Annotated in this window: 19 protein-coding genes and 1 pseudogene; 17 read left to right on the forward strand and 3 right to left on the reverse strand. The window is 33.1% G+C overall.

The genetic code is table 11. From position 1 onward, the window contains the following. Positions 1–83: 83 nt before the first annotated feature. From fliD to fliT, 3 genes are read left to right on the forward strand one after another with little or no spacing between them, the layout of a single operon-like run. Entirely contained in the window at positions 84–1,517 is a 1,434-nt protein-coding gene (gene fliD / locus A9G44_RS03935) for a flagellar filament capping protein FliD (protein WP_081298245.1), read from the forward strand. A gap of 9 nt (positions 1,518–1,526) precedes the next feature. Beyond that, positions 1,527–1,907 carry a flagellar export chaperone FliS gene (gene fliS, locus A9G44_RS03940; protein WP_034909484.1) on the forward strand — a complete coding sequence of 127 codons (381 nt, stop codon included), beginning with the start codon at positions 1,527–1,529 and terminating at the stop codon, positions 1,905–1,907. A 12-nt stretch (positions 1,908–1,919) separates the two neighbouring features. Then, positions 1,920–2,267 (forward strand): flagellar protein FliT, encoded by a 348-nt coding sequence (gene fliT, locus A9G44_RS03945; RefSeq protein ID WP_065609271.1) that lies wholly within the window; start codon positions 1,920–1,922, stop codon positions 2,265–2,267. A 67-nt stretch (positions 2,268–2,334) separates the two neighbouring features. Here the strand turns inward: fliT and A9G44_RS03950 are convergent, their stop codons facing one another. Together A9G44_RS03950 and fliE are read right to left on the reverse strand one after the other, a co-directional pair. After that, a complete protein-coding gene (locus A9G44_RS03950) occupies positions 2,335–3,459 on the reverse strand; it encodes a hypothetical protein (protein ID WP_065609272.1) in 1,125 nt (374 codons plus the stop codon). A 282-nt stretch (positions 3,460–3,741) separates the two neighbouring features. Then, entirely contained in the window at positions 3,742–4,050 is a 309-nt protein-coding gene (fliE, locus tag A9G44_RS03955) for a flagellar hook-basal body complex protein FliE (RefSeq protein WP_065609273.1), read from the reverse strand. Positions 4,051–4,225: 175 nt separating this feature from the next. Here fliE and fliF point away from each other — a divergent pair, with 175 nt between their 5' ends. From fliF to fliR, 13 genes and pseudogenes are all read left to right on the forward strand, one after another. After that, a complete protein-coding gene (fliF, locus tag A9G44_RS03960) occupies positions 4,226–5,947 on the forward strand; it encodes a flagellar basal-body MS-ring/collar protein FliF (protein WP_065609290.1) in 1,722 nt (573 codons plus the stop codon). After that, positions 5,944–6,942, forward strand: a complete 999-nt coding sequence (fliG, locus tag A9G44_RS03965) for a flagellar motor switch protein FliG (protein ID WP_065609274.1) — start codon at positions 5,944–5,946, stop codon at positions 6,940–6,942. The genes fliF and fliG overlap by 4 nt, the downstream gene beginning before the upstream one ends. Further along, positions 6,935–7,705 (forward strand): flagellar assembly protein FliH, encoded by a 771-nt coding sequence (locus A9G44_RS03970; protein WP_179854799.1) that lies wholly within the window; start codon positions 6,935–6,937, stop codon positions 7,703–7,705. The genes fliG and A9G44_RS03970 overlap by 8 nt, the downstream gene beginning before the upstream one ends. Continuing rightward, positions 7,701–9,080 (forward strand): flagellar protein export ATPase FliI, encoded by a 1,380-nt coding sequence (gene fliI, locus A9G44_RS03975; protein WP_065609277.1) that lies wholly within the window; start codon positions 7,701–7,703, stop codon positions 9,078–9,080. The genes A9G44_RS03970 and fliI overlap by 5 nt, the downstream gene beginning before the upstream one ends. Before the next feature lie 12 nt (positions 9,081–9,092). Next, positions 9,093–9,554, forward strand: a complete 462-nt coding sequence (gene fliJ / locus A9G44_RS03980; protein WP_051634102.1) for a flagellar export protein FliJ — start codon at positions 9,093–9,095, stop codon at positions 9,552–9,554. Further along, on the forward strand, positions 9,544–10,647 hold the full coding sequence (locus A9G44_RS03985) for a flagellar hook-length control protein FliK (protein ID WP_065609279.1): 1,104 nt from the start codon (positions 9,544–9,546) through the stop codon (positions 10,645–10,647). The genes fliJ and A9G44_RS03985 overlap by 11 nt, the downstream gene beginning before the upstream one ends. A 179-nt stretch (positions 10,648–10,826) precedes the next feature. Continuing rightward, complete coding sequence (locus tag A9G44_RS03990; RefSeq protein WP_065609280.1) at positions 10,827–11,294, forward strand: flagellar basal body-associated FliL family protein; 468 nt, start codon at positions 10,827–10,829, stop codon at positions 11,292–11,294. Positions 11,295–11,299: 5 nt separating this feature from the next. Next, positions 11,300–12,349 carry a flagellar motor switch protein FliM gene (fliM, locus tag A9G44_RS03995; RefSeq protein WP_065609282.1) on the forward strand — a complete coding sequence of 350 codons (1,050 nt, stop codon included), beginning with the start codon at positions 11,300–11,302 and terminating at the stop codon, positions 12,347–12,349. A 70-nt stretch (positions 12,350–12,419) separates the two neighbouring features. Beyond that, positions 12,420–12,722 (forward strand): annotated as a pseudogene (fliN, locus tag A9G44_RS04000) (flagellar motor switch protein FliN); the annotation flags it as partial. Then, positions 12,722–13,159, forward strand: a complete 438-nt coding sequence (gene fliO / locus A9G44_RS04005; protein WP_065609284.1) for a flagellar biosynthetic protein FliO — start codon at positions 12,722–12,724, stop codon at positions 13,157–13,159. The pseudogene fliN and the gene fliO, both read left to right, overlap by 1 nt. 6 nt (positions 13,160–13,165) lie before the next feature. Beyond that, positions 13,166–13,903, forward strand: a complete 738-nt coding sequence (fliP, locus tag A9G44_RS04010) for a flagellar type III secretion system pore protein FliP (protein ID WP_065609286.1) — start codon at positions 13,166–13,168, stop codon at positions 13,901–13,903. An 8-nt stretch (positions 13,904–13,911) separates the two neighbouring features. Continuing rightward, positions 13,912–14,181, forward strand: a complete 270-nt coding sequence (fliQ, locus tag A9G44_RS04015; RefSeq protein WP_034909516.1) for a flagellar biosynthesis protein FliQ — start codon at positions 13,912–13,914, stop codon at positions 14,179–14,181. A gap of 5 nt (positions 14,182–14,186) precedes the next feature. Then, positions 14,187–14,981, forward strand: a complete 795-nt coding sequence (gene fliR / locus A9G44_RS04020; RefSeq protein ID WP_065609288.1) for a flagellar biosynthetic protein FliR — start codon at positions 14,187–14,189, stop codon at positions 14,979–14,981. Between the two features lie 237 nt (positions 14,982–15,218). On the opposite strand, the gene A9G44_RS04025 is transcribed toward fliR, so the two are convergent. Beyond that, positions 15,219–15,554: a zinc ribbon domain-containing protein YjdM gene (locus A9G44_RS04025; protein ID WP_034909519.1), complete on the reverse strand. Its 336-nt coding sequence runs from the start codon at positions 15,552–15,554 to the stop codon at positions 15,219–15,221. Between the two features lie 408 nt (positions 15,555–15,962). Between A9G44_RS04025 and A9G44_RS13035 the strand changes: the two genes are divergently transcribed. Further along, complete coding sequence (locus A9G44_RS13035; RefSeq protein WP_081298249.1) at positions 15,963–16,148, forward strand: hypothetical protein; 186 nt, start codon at positions 15,963–15,965, stop codon at positions 16,146–16,148. Positions 16,149–16,206: the final 58 nt, after the last annotated feature.

Below are 16,206 nucleotides of genomic sequence, written 5' to 3' on the forward strand. Positions count from 1 at the left end.
TAAATATTTAAAAGAAGACTAAATTTTTTTAATTGTCAGCCGATATAAACAATATTGAATAATTGTTATAGGTAGATTAAATCATGGCAATGAGCGCATTAGGCATTGGTTCTGGAATCGATCTTAATGGTATTTTAGATCAACTAGAAGTGGCTGAAAAAACACGTTTAACCCCAATTACAACGCAACAAAAAGCAATTAATGCGAAAATTAGTGGTTTTGGTAAATTAAAAAGTGCATTAACAACATTTAATACTGCAACGGAAAAACTTCAAAAAAAAGAGCTTTTTCAAAGTCGAATAGCAACAGGAAATGACAATTATTTTTCGGTAAAAGCAAATAGCAAAGCAGCATTAGGTAATTATACAGTGACAGTTGATCAATTAGCGACATCTCATGGTATTGCTACATCGACGATTAATGATAAAAATGCTAAGTTAGGTAATGATAACCAAACGCGAACTATTACTATTGAACAAGCGAATGGTCAAAAACTTGATGTAACCTTATCTCAGGATGAGACATCTTTGCAATCAATAGCAAATGCCATTAATAATGCCAAAGTTACTAATGAAGATGGAACAACCAGCCCTTCAACAATGAATGCTGCCATTATTCGTTCTGGAGCAGATGGTTATCAATTAGTCATCACATCGAAAGAAACAGGTGAACAACAAAGCATTACTTCTATTTCATCAGATGACGAAATGTTAAATAATGTTATTGGATTTGATATTAATCAATCCAGCAATAGTTATATGACTGAAGTTGCAAAAGCGCAAGATGCTAAATTTTCGTTTAATGGTATTGCCATAACCAGTAATTCTAATACTGTTAAAGATGTAGTTCAAGGTGTGGATATTACATTAAAACAGACCACAACAATTAGTCAGAACCTTGCTATAACAGCGGATAATGAAAAAGTGGAAGAAGCCATTAAAGAATGGGTCGAGGCATTTAATCAATTACAAACAACAATATCAACATTAACAAAATTCACCGCAGAAGAGACAAATTCAAAAGAACTAAATAGCAATAATGGTCCACTTATTGGGGATTCAACATTACGTAATATAGATCAAAGTATCCGCTCAATATTTGCCAAAGGGCAAGACGGAGAATTTTCTGTTTTAGCTCAAATCGGCATTAACATGGACAAAAATGGCATGTTAACGATTAAAGAAAGCGAGCTACAAAAAGCACTCAGTGAAAACAGTGAAGCGGTGGCAATATTATTTACTGGTGATGGTAAAACAACGGGTATTGCTAATGAAATTTTTTCCAAAGTGAGAGGGTTTATTGATAGTGATGGCATGATTGATTCAGCAACCAATGGCTTAAATTCTACCTTAAAATCATTAGATAAACGGCATGAACAAGTAAGTAGTTCTATTGAGCAAACTATTGAGCGTTACCGAGTTCAATTTACTAAATTGGATATTTTAATCAACTCATTAGATAGTATGAGTAATTATTTAACTACCCAATTTGATATGATGGCAAATTTAAAAAAATAGAGAATAGTAATGTATAAAATGGGATCTCATGCTTACGAGCAAGTGAATTTAGAAACACGTATTAGTCAAGCGTCTCCCCATCAATTGATTGTCTTATTATTTGATGGTGCACTTAACGCCATTAAATTGGCTAGCTTATATATTCAAAAAGGCAATATTGTTGGTAAAGGTAACGCAATTTCTAAAGCGATTAATATTGTTGATAATGGTCTTAAAAGCTGTCTAGATTTAGAAAAAGGCGGTGAAATTGCCGAAAATTTAGATCGTTTATATCACTATATTAGCCAACAATTGTTATTGGCTAATTTACATAATGATCAAGAAAAATTACAGACTTGTTTCGATTTACTTAACAATATTGCTGAGTCGTGGCGTGAGATAGCTAAGTAAAAAAGGATGATTATGCAAGGAAATAACTTATTAGAACAATACGAACAATTCAACTATGTTGTGGAACAAATGTTGGTTAATGCACAGAATGAAAAATGGGACTTATTGTTGAGTTGGCAGGCAAAATACCTTCAATTATCGAAAGGTATTATGTTGGTTGATGATTTTTCAAAAATTGAAAACTTACCATTGCAACATCAAGACATGATTCGAATGTATATCAAAAATATACTTAGTTATCAGCAGCAGTTAACCCAATTAATGATTGCTCGTCATTCTCAGCTTAGAGAGTTGATTGGTAAGCATGCCGATTATCAAACTAAAATTGGTTGCTATCAAAAAATTGCCAGTATAATGTAAGTTTGTGGATGCTTTGTTTGAATCTTATTCATCGATAGGAACCAACCAAGCATTCCGTTAAACAGCCTTAATCAATATTGCGATTTAAAATAATTAACTCTTTGTTTTTTGAGTGATTGTCTTCTTCTTTTCCGTAAAAAACAACAGTATAATTGGCATCTTTGGTTTTGACGATCTCACTAATGATTAATTCTTTTGTAGATAATTTAAAAACTTCTTTTGTGTGCAAGTTTATATAGCAACCTACGGTTTCTTGAGAAAAGGCTTCGATCACCTGATTATTTTGAATTGTAATCCAACCATTACCGATTTCATCAGTGAATCGAATAACAAACGTTTCTGCAGCAACTTTTATCGGTTCCCAAATAGAATAAATTAGCCTTTCCATATCAAACAATAAATTTTGTTCTATTTTTCCTTCGGGTGAAATATTGATTAAATAAAACTTACCTTTTTCATCAATACCTAAGATACTTGATGTATAAGTAAAACTTAAATTCAATACGCAAGTTAGAAAAAAACGTTTTCCTATGTTTATATTTCTTGATTGTAAATCGCTCCCCATTTCATCAATTTGACGATGTAACCAACCATTGTCAACACAAGCAAGTAGATGTATTTGATTATTCAAAGAATCAATAAAAAGTTTGTTATGTTTTGGAAGCGGAATTTTATTGGTATAGGTTTTTTTTATATCATCATTTTTAAATTCAACTGCAATCAATTTATCTGGTTTTGTCTCTGAAAAAAGATCAACATAATGGAAAATAGAAAAATCATGACATATTCCCTTAAAATCGCCGACAATAGGACGTTTGGGCTTTGGATAGGTGATATTTTCTCTATCAAATAATGGAAGCATAATACCTAAATCTTTATCTGGATGGTATACATCAATAGACACATAATACTTACCAGTAGGGCTGACAAAAAATTGGGGGTTAATTCCATCTGATTCATGATAATAATGCGTGTTTTTTTTATCCAGATCAATTACGACATATATAACTTTATAATCGTACTTGTTTTGAGGATAAAATTTAGCAGAAATCACAAGCTTCTTTTGATAACAAATAGCCTCAGTTATAGAAAAACCATCAAGCGATGTTGTCAGAACAATGAGTTGCCCTAATGTTGGGTAATTGAGACGCTGTTCATTTAAAGAAATATAGGTCTTTTTTAGTGTTATCACTTTGAATCCCTTATGTATTTAATTGATTATTTTTATTAAATGACGGCATTATGTCGTTATTTTTTTTAATAGTACAGTAAAAATGGTAAAGTTTTTTTACCATCAGTTGATAACAAAAATAATATATTTAGTAGGGAAACAAGCATCAAAAATATGACCGATGCTTATTTTAAACTTGAATCGTGTGATGAGTTGATTATCGCATTTAGACCAGAATGAATGGTTATCTGTAAAAGTAAAATGCAAAATTTAGAATATAGGAATTATATTTGATGTCATTAATTAAACATTCATATTCATAATTTCTTGATAAGCAGCAACTAGTTTATTGCGTACTTGAATACCAAACTGCAATGAAACCGATGACTTTTGCATATTAACCATTACCTCATTCAATGAAATATTTGCATCTCCCATTTCAAAAGCTTTTGCTTCATTATTTGCCTGTATTTGTATTTGACTGATGTTATCTAAAGCGGTTTTTAATTCTGAAACAAAGTTTTTATCTGCAAAATGCGTTTTTGGCGATATTGACATTGATTTATTTAAATCAGTTAGCTCAATTGGATTGAATGTATTGATTGTATTCATTTTTATAACTGCTTTTTAGCTCTTTTATTACTGTATGGCTAAATTTAACATATAAATAAAAAAACAAAGGGTATAAGTAAGGGAAAAAGTGCACGCTTTTCTCGCCATTGAATTTTTTAAATACATGGATAATAACGAACAGAGTTAATCTAAATAGTTTAGAGTCAGGGTGCCAATGGCTAGTCAAACAGTCAATAATAAAGGTGAATCAATATTAAATAAGTTGCCTTTTATAAATCAACTAAAACAAAACACCAAAATGGCATTGTTAATTGCAGCTGTAATTATAATAGCCATTATTAGTTTTATTTATTTATGGGCTAAAGATGAGTCTTATGCAGTTTTATTCAGTAATTTAAATGATAAAGATGGTGGTGAAATTATTAGCCAGCTTGATAAGATGAATATTCCTTATCAATTTTCGTCTTCTGGTTCCACAATCTTAATTCCGCAAGATAAAGTTTACGATACCCGATTACGTATTGCTCAGCAGGGTTTACCAAAAGGTGGGGCAGTTGGTTTTGAATTGCTCGACAAAGAAAGTTTTGGTATGAGCCAATTCAATGAACAAATAAATTATCAACGAGCTTTAGAAGGCGAATTATCCCGAACAATATCCATCATCAGTAGTATTGATGATGCTAGAGTGCATTTAGCGATGCCTAAACCTTCTTTATTTGTCAGGGAAAGGAAATCTCCTTCAGCATCGGTGGCGTTAACGTTATTTCCTGGGCGATCGTTATCACAAGGTCAAATCGATGCCATTATCCATTTAATTTCCAGTAGTGTGCCAGAATTACAAGCAGATAAAGTGACCATTATCGATCAGCATGGTCACCTGTTAACTGGTGAAGGTTATCGTGATAGAAACACAAATGTTGCTCAACTCGAATTTGGTGAGCGAATTGAAAATAATATTCGTGAACGAGTAGAAAAAATTATCACGCCAATTTTGGGTAAAAATAATGTCAAGGTACAAGTGAATGCTGATATTGATTTCAGTCGACAAGAATCAACATCAGAAACTTATGATCCTAATAGTGATATTGCTAATCAAACTATTCGCAGTAAGCAACAAGTAGAAAATCGTCAATCAGCTAAAAGCTATGGTGTAGGTGGTGTGCCAGGAGCGTTGTCTAATCAACCTGTACCTGCATCTAGCGCGCCAATCGATGAACAAGAATCGACTGAAAAACACGATAAGCAAGGAAATTACAGCTTGCAATCAAATAATACCGTTAATTTTGAAGTAAATAGAAAGGTTATACACAGTCAAATACCTGAAGGTCGTATTAAACGTTTATCGGTTGCTGTTTTGGTGAATTATAAATTCGTTACAACCGAGCCAGATAATGTTAAATCTGAGGATATTGACAGTGATAATGACAATGACAAGTCATCTTCCATAACTGAACAATGGGTAAAACTAGATAGTGATGAACTGAAAAATATTGAAGCATTAGCCCGTCAGGCAATGGGGTTTTCTGATTTACGTGGTGATAGCTTGACTGTTGCAAATTTGAAATTTACCGATCAAACACTTGATGACAACGATAATATGGCATTTTGGAAAACTCCTGAATTTTATGATTCTGCTAAAACAGTAATTAAGTATCTAATTTATATTATTATTTTATGGTTTGCGTGGCGTAAGGTTTTACGTTCGGTATGGATAAAATTACAACGCAAATTCTTTATTGATAATGGAGAATCATTAGTTTCTCAATCTACCGTAGACGATAAGTTAGATTATAAAGCTCACAGTAAACAACAGCAAAAAATATTTGAAGATAATACGCAACAACAACAGCATATACGGAAAATTGTTGAAAAAGAACCGCGTGTAATGGCACTAATTATTCGTAATTGGATAAATAAGGAGGACACTGAGCAATGATATTAAGTGAATCTCAAAAAGTAGCTGCGATTTTAATGGTGTTAGGTGAAGGGTTAGCGGCACAAGTTATGCAACATCTTAACCATAAAGAAGTGCAACAAATTAGTAGTGCGATGATGTCATTACCTCAATTTTCTCAAGAACAGTTGAAAGGTATACTTAATGAGTGCCAAGTTGCTCTTGAAGAATGCGCTGTTTTAAATACCGATCCAGATGGTTACTTACGTTCAATATTGGGTCGATCTCTTGGTAGTGAAAAAGCCGAACGTTTACTGGATGAATTATTAGAAACAGGAAAAGAAGAAGCAACCGATGGTCTTGAAATGCTCAACTATGTCGATGCTACAAGAGCAGTTGATTTGGTCAAAAAAGAACATCCACAAATTATTGCAACTATTTTAGTTCATCTAAATCGTGATTTAGCGGCAGAAATTCTAAATCTATTTGATGATGAATTACGAAACGATGTCATGTTACGTATTGCAACTTTTGGAGGAGTAGAGCCTTCTGCACTTCAATTACTCTCAACTTCATTATCGACTTTACTACATGGTCAAAATATCAAACTTAATAATCTTGGTGGTATACGTACTGCGGCAGAAATTATTAACTTAATGAAAACGCAGCAAGAAGAGCAAGTTATTAATGCATTGCGTGATTATGATGGCGAGTTAACCCAAAAAATTATTGATGAAATGTTCTTATTTGAAAATCTTGTTGAAGTGGATGATAGAAGTATTCAACGCTTACTTAAAGAAGTCGATAATGAAATATTAATAATTGCGTTGAAAGGTGCATCAGTTGAATTACGAGAAAAACTATTGAGTAACATGTCACAGCGAGCGGCATCTATCTTACGTGAAGATTTAGAAAATCGACCTCCTGTACGTTTATCTCAAGTTGAAACTGAACAGAAAAAAATACTGGCTATTGCTCGTCGATTAGCAGAAAGTGGTGAAGTGATCCTAAGTAGCGGTGATGATGAATATGTGTAATCGGCCAGATAGATTAAATTGGGAACCATTAAGTTTTCAAGATTTCTCTTTACCCGAATTACCGAAATTAAGTAAAAATGAAGTTGCTATAAATGTTGAAACTGATGAGCCTGAAACAGAACTAACTGCTACCGAGATAGATAATGTTGTAATTGAACCAGAGTTAAATCAGGCACAACAGTTAGAGCAGTTAAAAGAAGAGGTAAAAAAGCAGGCTTATCAGGACGGTTTTAATTTAGGTCAACAAGAAGGTTTCAATGTAGGTAAACAGACTGGTTATGATGAAGGATATCAAATTGGTGAGCAAGAAGGGCGCCAGTTCATTGAACAACAACTTAATGAAGAAAAATTAAATGCCGTTCAAGCTATAGCTAATTTAATAACCAATTTTCAAAATTCGATCAACGAAATTGATGAATTAATTGTTCCTAAACTGCTTGATTTAGCATTGATTGCTGCGCAAAAAACAGTAGGCACGATACCAAAAGCTAAGCAAAAACAGCTTATATATACCATAAAAACATTAGTTGAACAGTGCTCAGTTTTGTCTGAACCTATTGCATTGCACCTAAATCCAGCTGATTTACTGTGGTTAGAACCCATGCTGAATGATGAAATCAGTCAATATCATTGGCAACTTATTGCCGATCCTAACGTAGAACAGGGTGGATGCAAGATATTTACCGAAACTAATGAAATTGATGCAAATATCGAGCAACACTGGCAAATAATGTCTGATAGCCTAAAAGAGGACAATCATTAACGTGAGATATTCTGCAAAGTGGCTAAATAAAATTGACCAAGCTACACAACAACTTGAATCACTATCACTAATTCGCCAATATGGAAGATTGATTAAAGCATCGGGACTTGTGCTAGAAGCTATTGGACTAAAGTTACCTTTGGGATCTAACTGCTTGGTTGAACGACAAACCGATGGTCGAATTGAGCCTGTTGAGTGTGAGGTAGTTGGATTTAGTGATAAAACACTTTATTTAATGCCATTTGAATCAACTGACGGTATTTTATTAGGGGCTCGAGTCTATACTAAGCAATATGATCTAACACATTTTAACCATAAAGTATTACCTATGGGAATGGGATTATTAGGTCGAGTGGTTGATGCTATGGGAAACCCCTTAGATGACAAACCATTACCTGAGCATATTGAGTATGCTGGATTAGCCAATAAATCCCTTAATCCACTACAACGGACTCCTGTTCATCAGGTTCTTGATGTTGGTGTTAGAGCTATAAATGCCTTGCTAACCGTTGGCAAAGGGCAACGAATGGGCTTATTTGCTGGATCAGGGGTTGGTAAAAGTGTCTTACTAGGCATGATGGTTCGTTATACGCAAGCGGATATTATTGTTGTCGGTTTGATTGGTGAACGAGGTCGAGAAGTTAAAGACTTTATCGAAAATATTTTAGGTGAAGAAGGATTGGCTCGAGCGGTTGTTATAGCAGCACCAGCGGATGTTTCGCCATTATTACGCTTACAAGGAGCGGCATATGCAACAAAAATTGCTGAAAACTTTCGTGATAAAGGCTTTAACGTTTTATTGATTATGGACTCTTTAACTCGTTATGCTATGGCACAACGAGAGATTGCTTTAGCAATTGGTGAACCCCCAGCAACTAAAGGTTATCCTCCATCAGTCTTTGCAAAGTTACCCGCATTAGTTGAAAGAGCTGGCAATGATGAAGAAGGGAAAGGCTCAATTACTGCATTTTATACGGTATTAACCGAAGGTGATGATCAACAAGATCCGATTGCAGATTCGGCCCGAGCAATTTTAGATGGACACATTGTTTTATCTCGATCTCTTGCTGAATCAGGACATTATCCAGCTATTGATATTGAGGCTTCAATCAGTCGCGTAATGACAGATCTTACTGCCCCTGAAGATGAAAAAAAATCTAGATTATTTAAACAATTATTTTCAAGTTTTCAACGAAACCGTGATTTGATTAATGTTGGTGCTTATGTATCTGGCACAGATCCATTATTAGACAGAGCAATAACGCTATATCCTGCTATGCAAAAATTTTTACAACAAGGTATTAATGAACATTGCTGTTATCAAGACGCTTATCAACAATTAGCGGCCATTGTTGAGCCACAATTAGCTCGTTAGGGAAATATCATAATGAATAAAAATCCTTCGCAACTTGCATTTTCAACATTAAAAAAATTGGCGCAAAAGTCGGTAGACGATAACTTGATAAAACTAAAAAAAGCAAATGAAAATCATCAAAATGCACAATCACAGCTAAATGTTTTAAATAATTATTATGTTGAATATCAACAAAAATTAAATAATGCCTTATTTGAAGGTATTAAAGGTAGCGAGTTAAACAATTTTAAATCGTTTATTGCTTCAATTGAACAAGGTATTGAGCAACAAAAAAAACTATTGTTATCGTTAGATATTAAACAAAAGCAAATTACAAATCAGCTTAATCAATCACAAAAAAGCTTAAACACATATACCACACTATTAAATAAGCAGTATAACCAATATTTGCAACGACAAAATCGGTTACAGCAAAAACTGACAGATGAATTTGCGCAGTTACAATTAGCAAGGAGAGTATTAAATGAATGTTAATCTTATCAATGGATTGAACCCTACTGTTTCTCATCAATCAGATCTTGTTGAAACCGATTTAACGAATAATGGTAATGATTGCTTTCAACAATTATTACAACAAAGTGAAAATCAAACCGAACATAATAAAAAAACAGTTAATGCCAAATTAAAAGGTATTGATGATGCGCAAGAAGATAATGATCATAATGTTGAAATGTTAATTACGGAAATTTATCCCTTTAATATACAAACACCAATAGCACAAGATAGTGATATAAAAATAGATCAAAATACTGAAACATTAAATGTTAATTTATTCGGTGGATCATCAGAAGTGGTAATCGATGAGCAAGCAACACATTTACTTACTTCTATTTATGACAGTGAAGATTTAATTAATAAAGTAACATCACAAACAGGAATAAAAACTAAACCTGTGGATAAAGGAACGACAAATATTAAAGATAATATTAATAATTTTGCTAACTCAAAAAATGAATCGCATAAAGCTAGTGAATTTATGCAGAAAGTAGTGATGAATCAAGTCCAATTAATAAATAATTACGATGATGAAGGACAAATGGCTACTAATCAAGAGCCATTTTTGTTAGCCAATACCAATGGACAAAACCAGCTATTATCACAAACTAGTATTAGCGCAAGATCAGCGACAATAAATTTACCTACACAAAATATTATGCAGTGGCAAACTTCATTAACTGAACAAATTATCATGTTTAATCGTCAAGGTATTCAAACTGCCGAAATAAAATTACATCCACAAGAGTTAGGCTCAATGTACATTAAGCTTGCAATGAATGATGATAAAATGAATCTTCATATGATGGCTGCACATAGTGCTGTTAAAGGTATGTTAGAATCGGCTTTACCTTTTTTAAGAACATCATTAGAAGATCAAGGTATTACACTAGAGCAAACAAATATCGGTGATTTTTCAATGATGAATGATTCAAAACAATCTGATACACCGCAACAAACAAAAAGCAATCAAACCCAGAAAGTCGTATCACTTGATGTAATAGACGATAGTATTGAGCAATCTCTAGTTGAAAGTCGATCAATTAAATCTAGACTTAGTATATTTGCTTAACTAATAAGATTATTATTTTTTGAGCAATTTTATGTTTTAAATCAATTGAAACGTTTAAATAGGTAATGTTTTGTTGCCTATTCTTCAAATCAATTTAAAAAATATGATTTATTATTCTTGTAACTATACCTAATTAATGGGTTATAAATCTTTTTAAATTTATAGAGACAAGAATAAATATGCCTACCACGAAAAAAAAAGTAAGTGTTTTAAATCTGATTCTTATTCTTATTACGTTGTTAGCGATAAGTGTTGCGGCCTATTTGTGGTTTCAAAATCACTCACAAAGTACAACTAAAGCACAAGAAGAACCCGAAGTTACGTCACCGGTATTTTTAACATTAAAACCGTTTACTATTTCATTACCTGTCTCAGAAGATAATATCGAAACTAATAAAATTATTTATATTGGAATAGTTTTGCGTATCGCTGATGAAGATCAAAGAACGGTGTTATTAGATTATTTACCTGAAGTAAGAAGTGACGTACTACTTTTAACTTCAAAACAGCATGTTAACAAACTAAAGCAAGAATCGGGGAAGATCGATTTACAAGAGCAGATAAAAAATACCTTATCAAGACAATATGACGCAAAACATTGGGTAAAAGTTGATGAAGTTCTATTTACTGATTTTATTATACGGTGATTACTATGCCCGATAAGATAGAGCCCACAACAGATTTAAATGAAAATAGTGCTGCAGAACAACTATCTGATAGTTTTGTTAACGATGGTGAAGATAGCAGTATTGATGTTTCTTCTTTTTCGTTACCTTCTGGTAAAAAGGTTGATGTTAAACCTTATGATTTATCGGTAAAACATCGCTTTATTCCTGAACGATTAACCGCATTAGAAATCATTAATGAACGTTTTGCTCGTCAGTTTAGAATTGGGCTATTTAATCGATTGCGTCGCAATGCCGATGTAGTTGCATCGCATATTGAACCACAAACATTTGAGGAGTTTTCTGATATTTCATCAGAAAACCATTTAAATTTAGTTCATCTTAACCCATTAAGAGGTTCAAGCTTATTTTCATTTTCGCCTGAATTAGTCTTTATTATCGTTGATTCATTATTTGGGGGAGACGGGCATACAACTAAAATAAAAACACAAGGACGAGAATTTACCCACACCGAACAGCAAATCATAAAACGAGTATTAGAATTAGCATTAGTTATTTATCAAAATGCATGGGCTGATGTATACCCAATTGAAACTGAATATATTCGCTCTGAAATGCAAAGCAAATTTACCAACATTACCAGTTCGCCTGATGATGTCGTGCTAACAACAAACTTCAAAGTCGAAGTGGGTCATAGCAAAGCAACATTTTGCATTTGTATCCCTTATTCTATGGTTGAACCAATCAAAGAGTTGCTAATAAAGCCACCTATCGAAGAACAGACTTATCAAGATGATAATATTTGGATGAGTTCATTAACCACTGGAATTAAACAATCATCTGTCGAATTAGTTGCCAATTTTACCCATATTCATACAACCGTTGAAAAGCTGTTAGCGTTAAAAGTTGATGATATTTTAACAATTGAAAAACCAACAAATATAGATGTAACAGTTGGCGGTGTACCGGTATTAAAAGGCCATTACGGTAAAGTAAATAAACAGTATGCAATTCAAGTAGAACAGGTCATTAATCCTGTGATAGAACAACTGAATGAGGGAGTGTTCAATGACTGACATTATACCAAATAACGACGAAGACCAAGAAGAAAAAGTAATGAATGATGAACTCATCACTAAAGAGGCTATTTTTGAAACATTATCTCCGCAACAAACAAAAGATAAAAAGCAAGATATTAATCTTATATTAGATATACCTGTTGATTTAAGCGTAGAACTTGGTCGAACCAAAATAGCTATTAAAGATCTATTAAATCTAACCCAAGGTTCGGTAATTGCATTAGATGGGCTTGCAGGAGAACCATTAGATATATTAATTAATGGTTATTTAATAGCTCAAGGCGAAATTGTGGTAGTTGGCGATAACTATGGTGTGCGTATCACCGATATTATTACTCCATCAGAGCGTGTAAGAAGATTAAGCCGTTAATGACAATAAAGCAACCTAATTTGGTTCAACCTACGGTTGGTGTAACCAATACTAATACCTTATCGCCATCGTCTTCTGATTTAAATATTTATACTGAAATTGGATCGTCAATGGGATTAACTCTTATTGTGATCATCGGTTTTATTTTATTGCTAGGATGGCTCGCAAAACGAATGGGTTGGAAAAAAACGACCGAACAATGGATTGATGTCAAAGCCACATATAACATTAATCCTAAAGAACGTATTATGGTTATTCACGTTGATAACCAATTATTAGTGGTAGGTGTTACTCCTCAACAAATGACATTGTTACATACCATCAATGAAGAAAGAACCAAAGTGTTACTTTCGCAAAATGGAGCAGATAAAAATCTTACGAAAATTAACGCATTTCAACAGATATTACAATCCGCTTTAAAAGTGAAAAAGGAGTAACAACAAGTGCGGTTAAATTTAACTATTTTGCTAAGTTTATTGCTATTTAGCTTATCTAGCTATGCTGAAACTTCATCTTTAACTAACATAAATCAGCTCCTAACTGGTGGGCAAAATTGGTCGTTACCAGTTGAAACATTAGTCTTTTTAACATTGCTCACTTTTATACCAGCAATATTATTATTGATGACCAGCTTTACACGAATCATCATTGTGTTAGGTCTGTTACGTAATGCCCTAGGTACGCAATCGGCACCGCCGAATCAAGTTATTTTGGGAATTTCGCTTTTTATGACTTTTTTTATTATGTCGCCAGTCATTGATAAAATTTATCAAGAAGCGTATGTGCCATATTCACAAAATCAAATCACCATGCAAGAAGGATTAACAAAAGCAACTAAACCATTACAAGAATTTATGCTTACCCAAACGCGAGAAAATGACCTAGCGTTATTTGTTAACATGTCTCATCAAAACGACATTCAAACACGTGAAGAAGTTCCCCTAAAAGTATTAGTTCCTGCTTTTGTGGTGAGTGAATTAAAAACAGCGTTTCAAATTGGTTTTACAATTTTTATTCCATTCTTAGTAATTGATCTAGTGGTAGCAAGCACGCTTATGGCATTAGGAATGATGATGGTGCCACCAGCGACAGTATCATTACCATTCAAATTAATGTTATTTGTCTTGGCTGATGGTTGGCATTTATTACTTGGATCATTAGCACAAAGCTTTTTTAGTTGAGTCGCACTATGTCATCTGAATATATCAGCACGTTAGCCATACAAGCGATAAAAGTTGCGGCATCATTAGCTGGACCGTTATTATTAGCCGCATTAGTAACAGGGTTAATCATTAGCTTATTACAAGCTGCGACGCAAATTAACGAAATGACATTATCATTTATTCCCAAGATCATAGTGGTCATTGTGGTTTTAATAATATTGGGTCCATCAATGCTATCAACCATGATCGACTATATCCAAACCGTTATTACAGATATTCCTAACTTAACCCGTTAAATGTAATGGAATTTGATATCAACAATTTATTTAATATCGATTTCTTTTCTTGGATTAGGGACTATTTTTTCCCTTTTGTTCGTATCTTAGCGTTGATCATGGTAGCGCCCATTTTTGGCGAAAAGGAAACGCCTAATCGAGTTAAAATTGGCCTAGCGCTACTCACTACGATTGTACTGCCACATCCACATATTGATGACAATATAAAAATATACTCATTTATAGGAATATGGATTATTGCACAACAAATAATGATTGGAATACTTATTGGTTTTACCATGCAGTTGTCATTTATGACAGTGCGATTTTCAGGAGAATTAATTGGGATGCAAATGGGGCTAGGAATGGCGACCTTTTTTGACCCTATTGGCGGTCCATCTACATCAGTATTATCACGCTTAATTAACATCATTGCTTTATTAATATTTCTCAGTCTTGATGGCCATTTATGGTTGTTATACGGCATATCAAATAGTTTTGATATTATTCCGATTGCAGTAATGCCATTACAAGCGAATGGATACTTAGCATTAATTGAAGTCAGCAAACTATTATTTATCAACGCGATCATGTTAGCGCTTCCTTTAATGACATTGCTATTAATCATCAATATATCATTAGGACTACTTAATAGAATGACGCCACAGCTATCTATATTTGTGGTTGGTTATCCAGCGACCCTATTTTTAGGGCTAATCATGCTAACTTATTTAATTACAACACTACCCGCATTTACTGAATTTATTTTTGAACAAATGTTTGAGCGAATTTCTAGTATCTTATGGTATTTAACTCGGTGATATAAATTGATCACACAGTCGTATTTAATTTACCTATTCAACTTGACTTGCTTTTTGTAGATATTGAGTGAGGTTACTATTCTATAATATTGATTTAAAATAAATTTCTATAAAAAAGATAATGAATGCTTAAATAAAAATAATGATCTAACTAAGCATTTTTATTGTATGATAGATTATATTAATTAAAACTAAACAGATTAATGCTGATAAAATCAGCATTAATAAAATAATTAACTAAGCTTTTTTTACAAAACAGGCTTTAAGCATTATTTTCATACCGTCAATTTTACAATCGATTTCGTGATCACCTTCGACTAAACGAATGCCTTTGGCTTTAGCACCTTTTTTTAGCACTGTTGAAGATCCTTTCAATTTTAGATCCTTAATCAAAATAATATCGTCGCCATCAGCAAGTAAATTACCATTGCTATCTTTTACCTGTAATCCAACATCAGAAGACACAGCTTCGTTTGGATCCCATTCGTGGGCGCATTCAGGGCAAACACAAAAGCTGCCATCATGATAAGTGTGTTCAGATTGGCAAACAGGGCAATTAGGTATAGATTCCATAGCTTATAACTCTTATAGATTAAATAAAATGGTGTTTACTATAGCAAAAAAATGCTATTAAGTCATGGATGTTGTCTATTCGCTATTGTTAGGATCTAAAATAGTGATATACAAAAATATAGAAAGTATTAATTATGTTTTTGTAAAGGTTAATGATTAAGTTTTAATATTAATAAGCAAATATGTGATTTTAAGTAATAGATTCATTATCTTATATTATTAAAAAATTTAGAGAAATGGATGATCTTTTATTAAAGAAGGAGCTTAACAAAACTTTACAAAAAAGTAGATGAAAAATGAAGTTTTTATTCTAAAATAGAGTAGCATAGTTATATACTACTTTATGCTAAAATTACTAAAAACAACATTAACTGTTTATTTTATAACAATAAATTTAAGAAAATAAGTATGAGGAATAATAAAGTTATGATAAAATATGGACTTAATCGGGCATCGGGCATCGGGCATCGGGCATCGGGCATCGGGCATCGGGCATCGGGCATCGGGCATCGGGCATCGGGCATCGGGCATCGGGCATCGGGCATCGGGCATCGGGCATCGGGCATTTTGTTAATCGTTTTATTTCACCTTTAATATTACGGCAAAACGTTTTATTTTTACTGTTATCTTTCTGTTTTAAACACTTCCATTG

This window comes from Gilliamella sp. Occ4-3 (assembly GCF_001690675.1).
GTDB classification, from domain to species: Bacteria; Pseudomonadota; Gammaproteobacteria; order Enterobacterales; family Orbaceae; genus Gilliamella; species Gilliamella bombi.

Coding starts and splice junctions, on each gene's coding strand:
- fliD (WP_081298245.1), top strand. CDS start 84: ATGGCAATGAGCGCATTAGGCATTGGTTCTGGAATCGATCTTAATGGT.
- fliS (WP_034909484.1), top strand. CDS start 1,527: ATGTATAAAATGGGATCTCATGCTTACGAGCAAGTGAATTTAGAAACA.
- fliT (WP_065609271.1), top strand. CDS start 1,920: ATGCAAGGAAATAACTTATTAGAACAATACGAACAATTCAACTATGTT.
- fliE (WP_065609273.1), bottom strand. CDS start 4,050: ATGAATACAATCAATACATTCAATCCAATTGAGCTAACTGATTTAAAT.
- fliF (WP_065609290.1), top strand. CDS start 4,226: ATGGCTAGTCAAACAGTCAATAATAAAGGTGAATCAATATTAAATAAG.
- fliG (WP_065609274.1), top strand. CDS start 5,944: ATGATATTAAGTGAATCTCAAAAAGTAGCTGCGATTTTAATGGTGTTA.
- A9G44_RS03970 (WP_179854799.1), top strand. CDS start 6,935: ATGTGTAATCGGCCAGATAGATTAAATTGGGAACCATTAAGTTTTCAA.
- fliJ (WP_051634102.1), top strand. CDS start 9,093: ATGAATAAAAATCCTTCGCAACTTGCATTTTCAACATTAAAAAAATTG.
- A9G44_RS03985 (WP_065609279.1), top strand. CDS start 9,544: ATGAATGTTAATCTTATCAATGGATTGAACCCTACTGTTTCTCATCAA.
- A9G44_RS03990 (WP_065609280.1), top strand. CDS start 10,827: ATGCCTACCACGAAAAAAAAAGTAAGTGTTTTAAATCTGATTCTTATT.
- fliM (WP_065609282.1), top strand. CDS start 11,300: ATGCCCGATAAGATAGAGCCCACAACAGATTTAAATGAAAATAGTGCT.
- fliO (WP_065609284.1), top strand. CDS start 12,722: ATGACAATAAAGCAACCTAATTTGGTTCAACCTACGGTTGGTGTAACC.
- fliQ (WP_034909516.1), top strand. CDS start 13,912: ATGTCATCTGAATATATCAGCACGTTAGCCATACAAGCGATAAAAGTT.
- fliR (WP_065609288.1), top strand. CDS start 14,187: ATGGAATTTGATATCAACAATTTATTTAATATCGATTTCTTTTCTTGG.
- A9G44_RS04025 (WP_034909519.1), bottom strand. CDS start 15,554: ATGGAATCTATACCTAATTGCCCTGTTTGCCAATCTGAACACACTTAT.
- A9G44_RS13035 (WP_081298249.1), top strand. CDS start 15,963: ATGAGGAATAATAAAGTTATGATAAAATATGGACTTAATCGGGCATCG.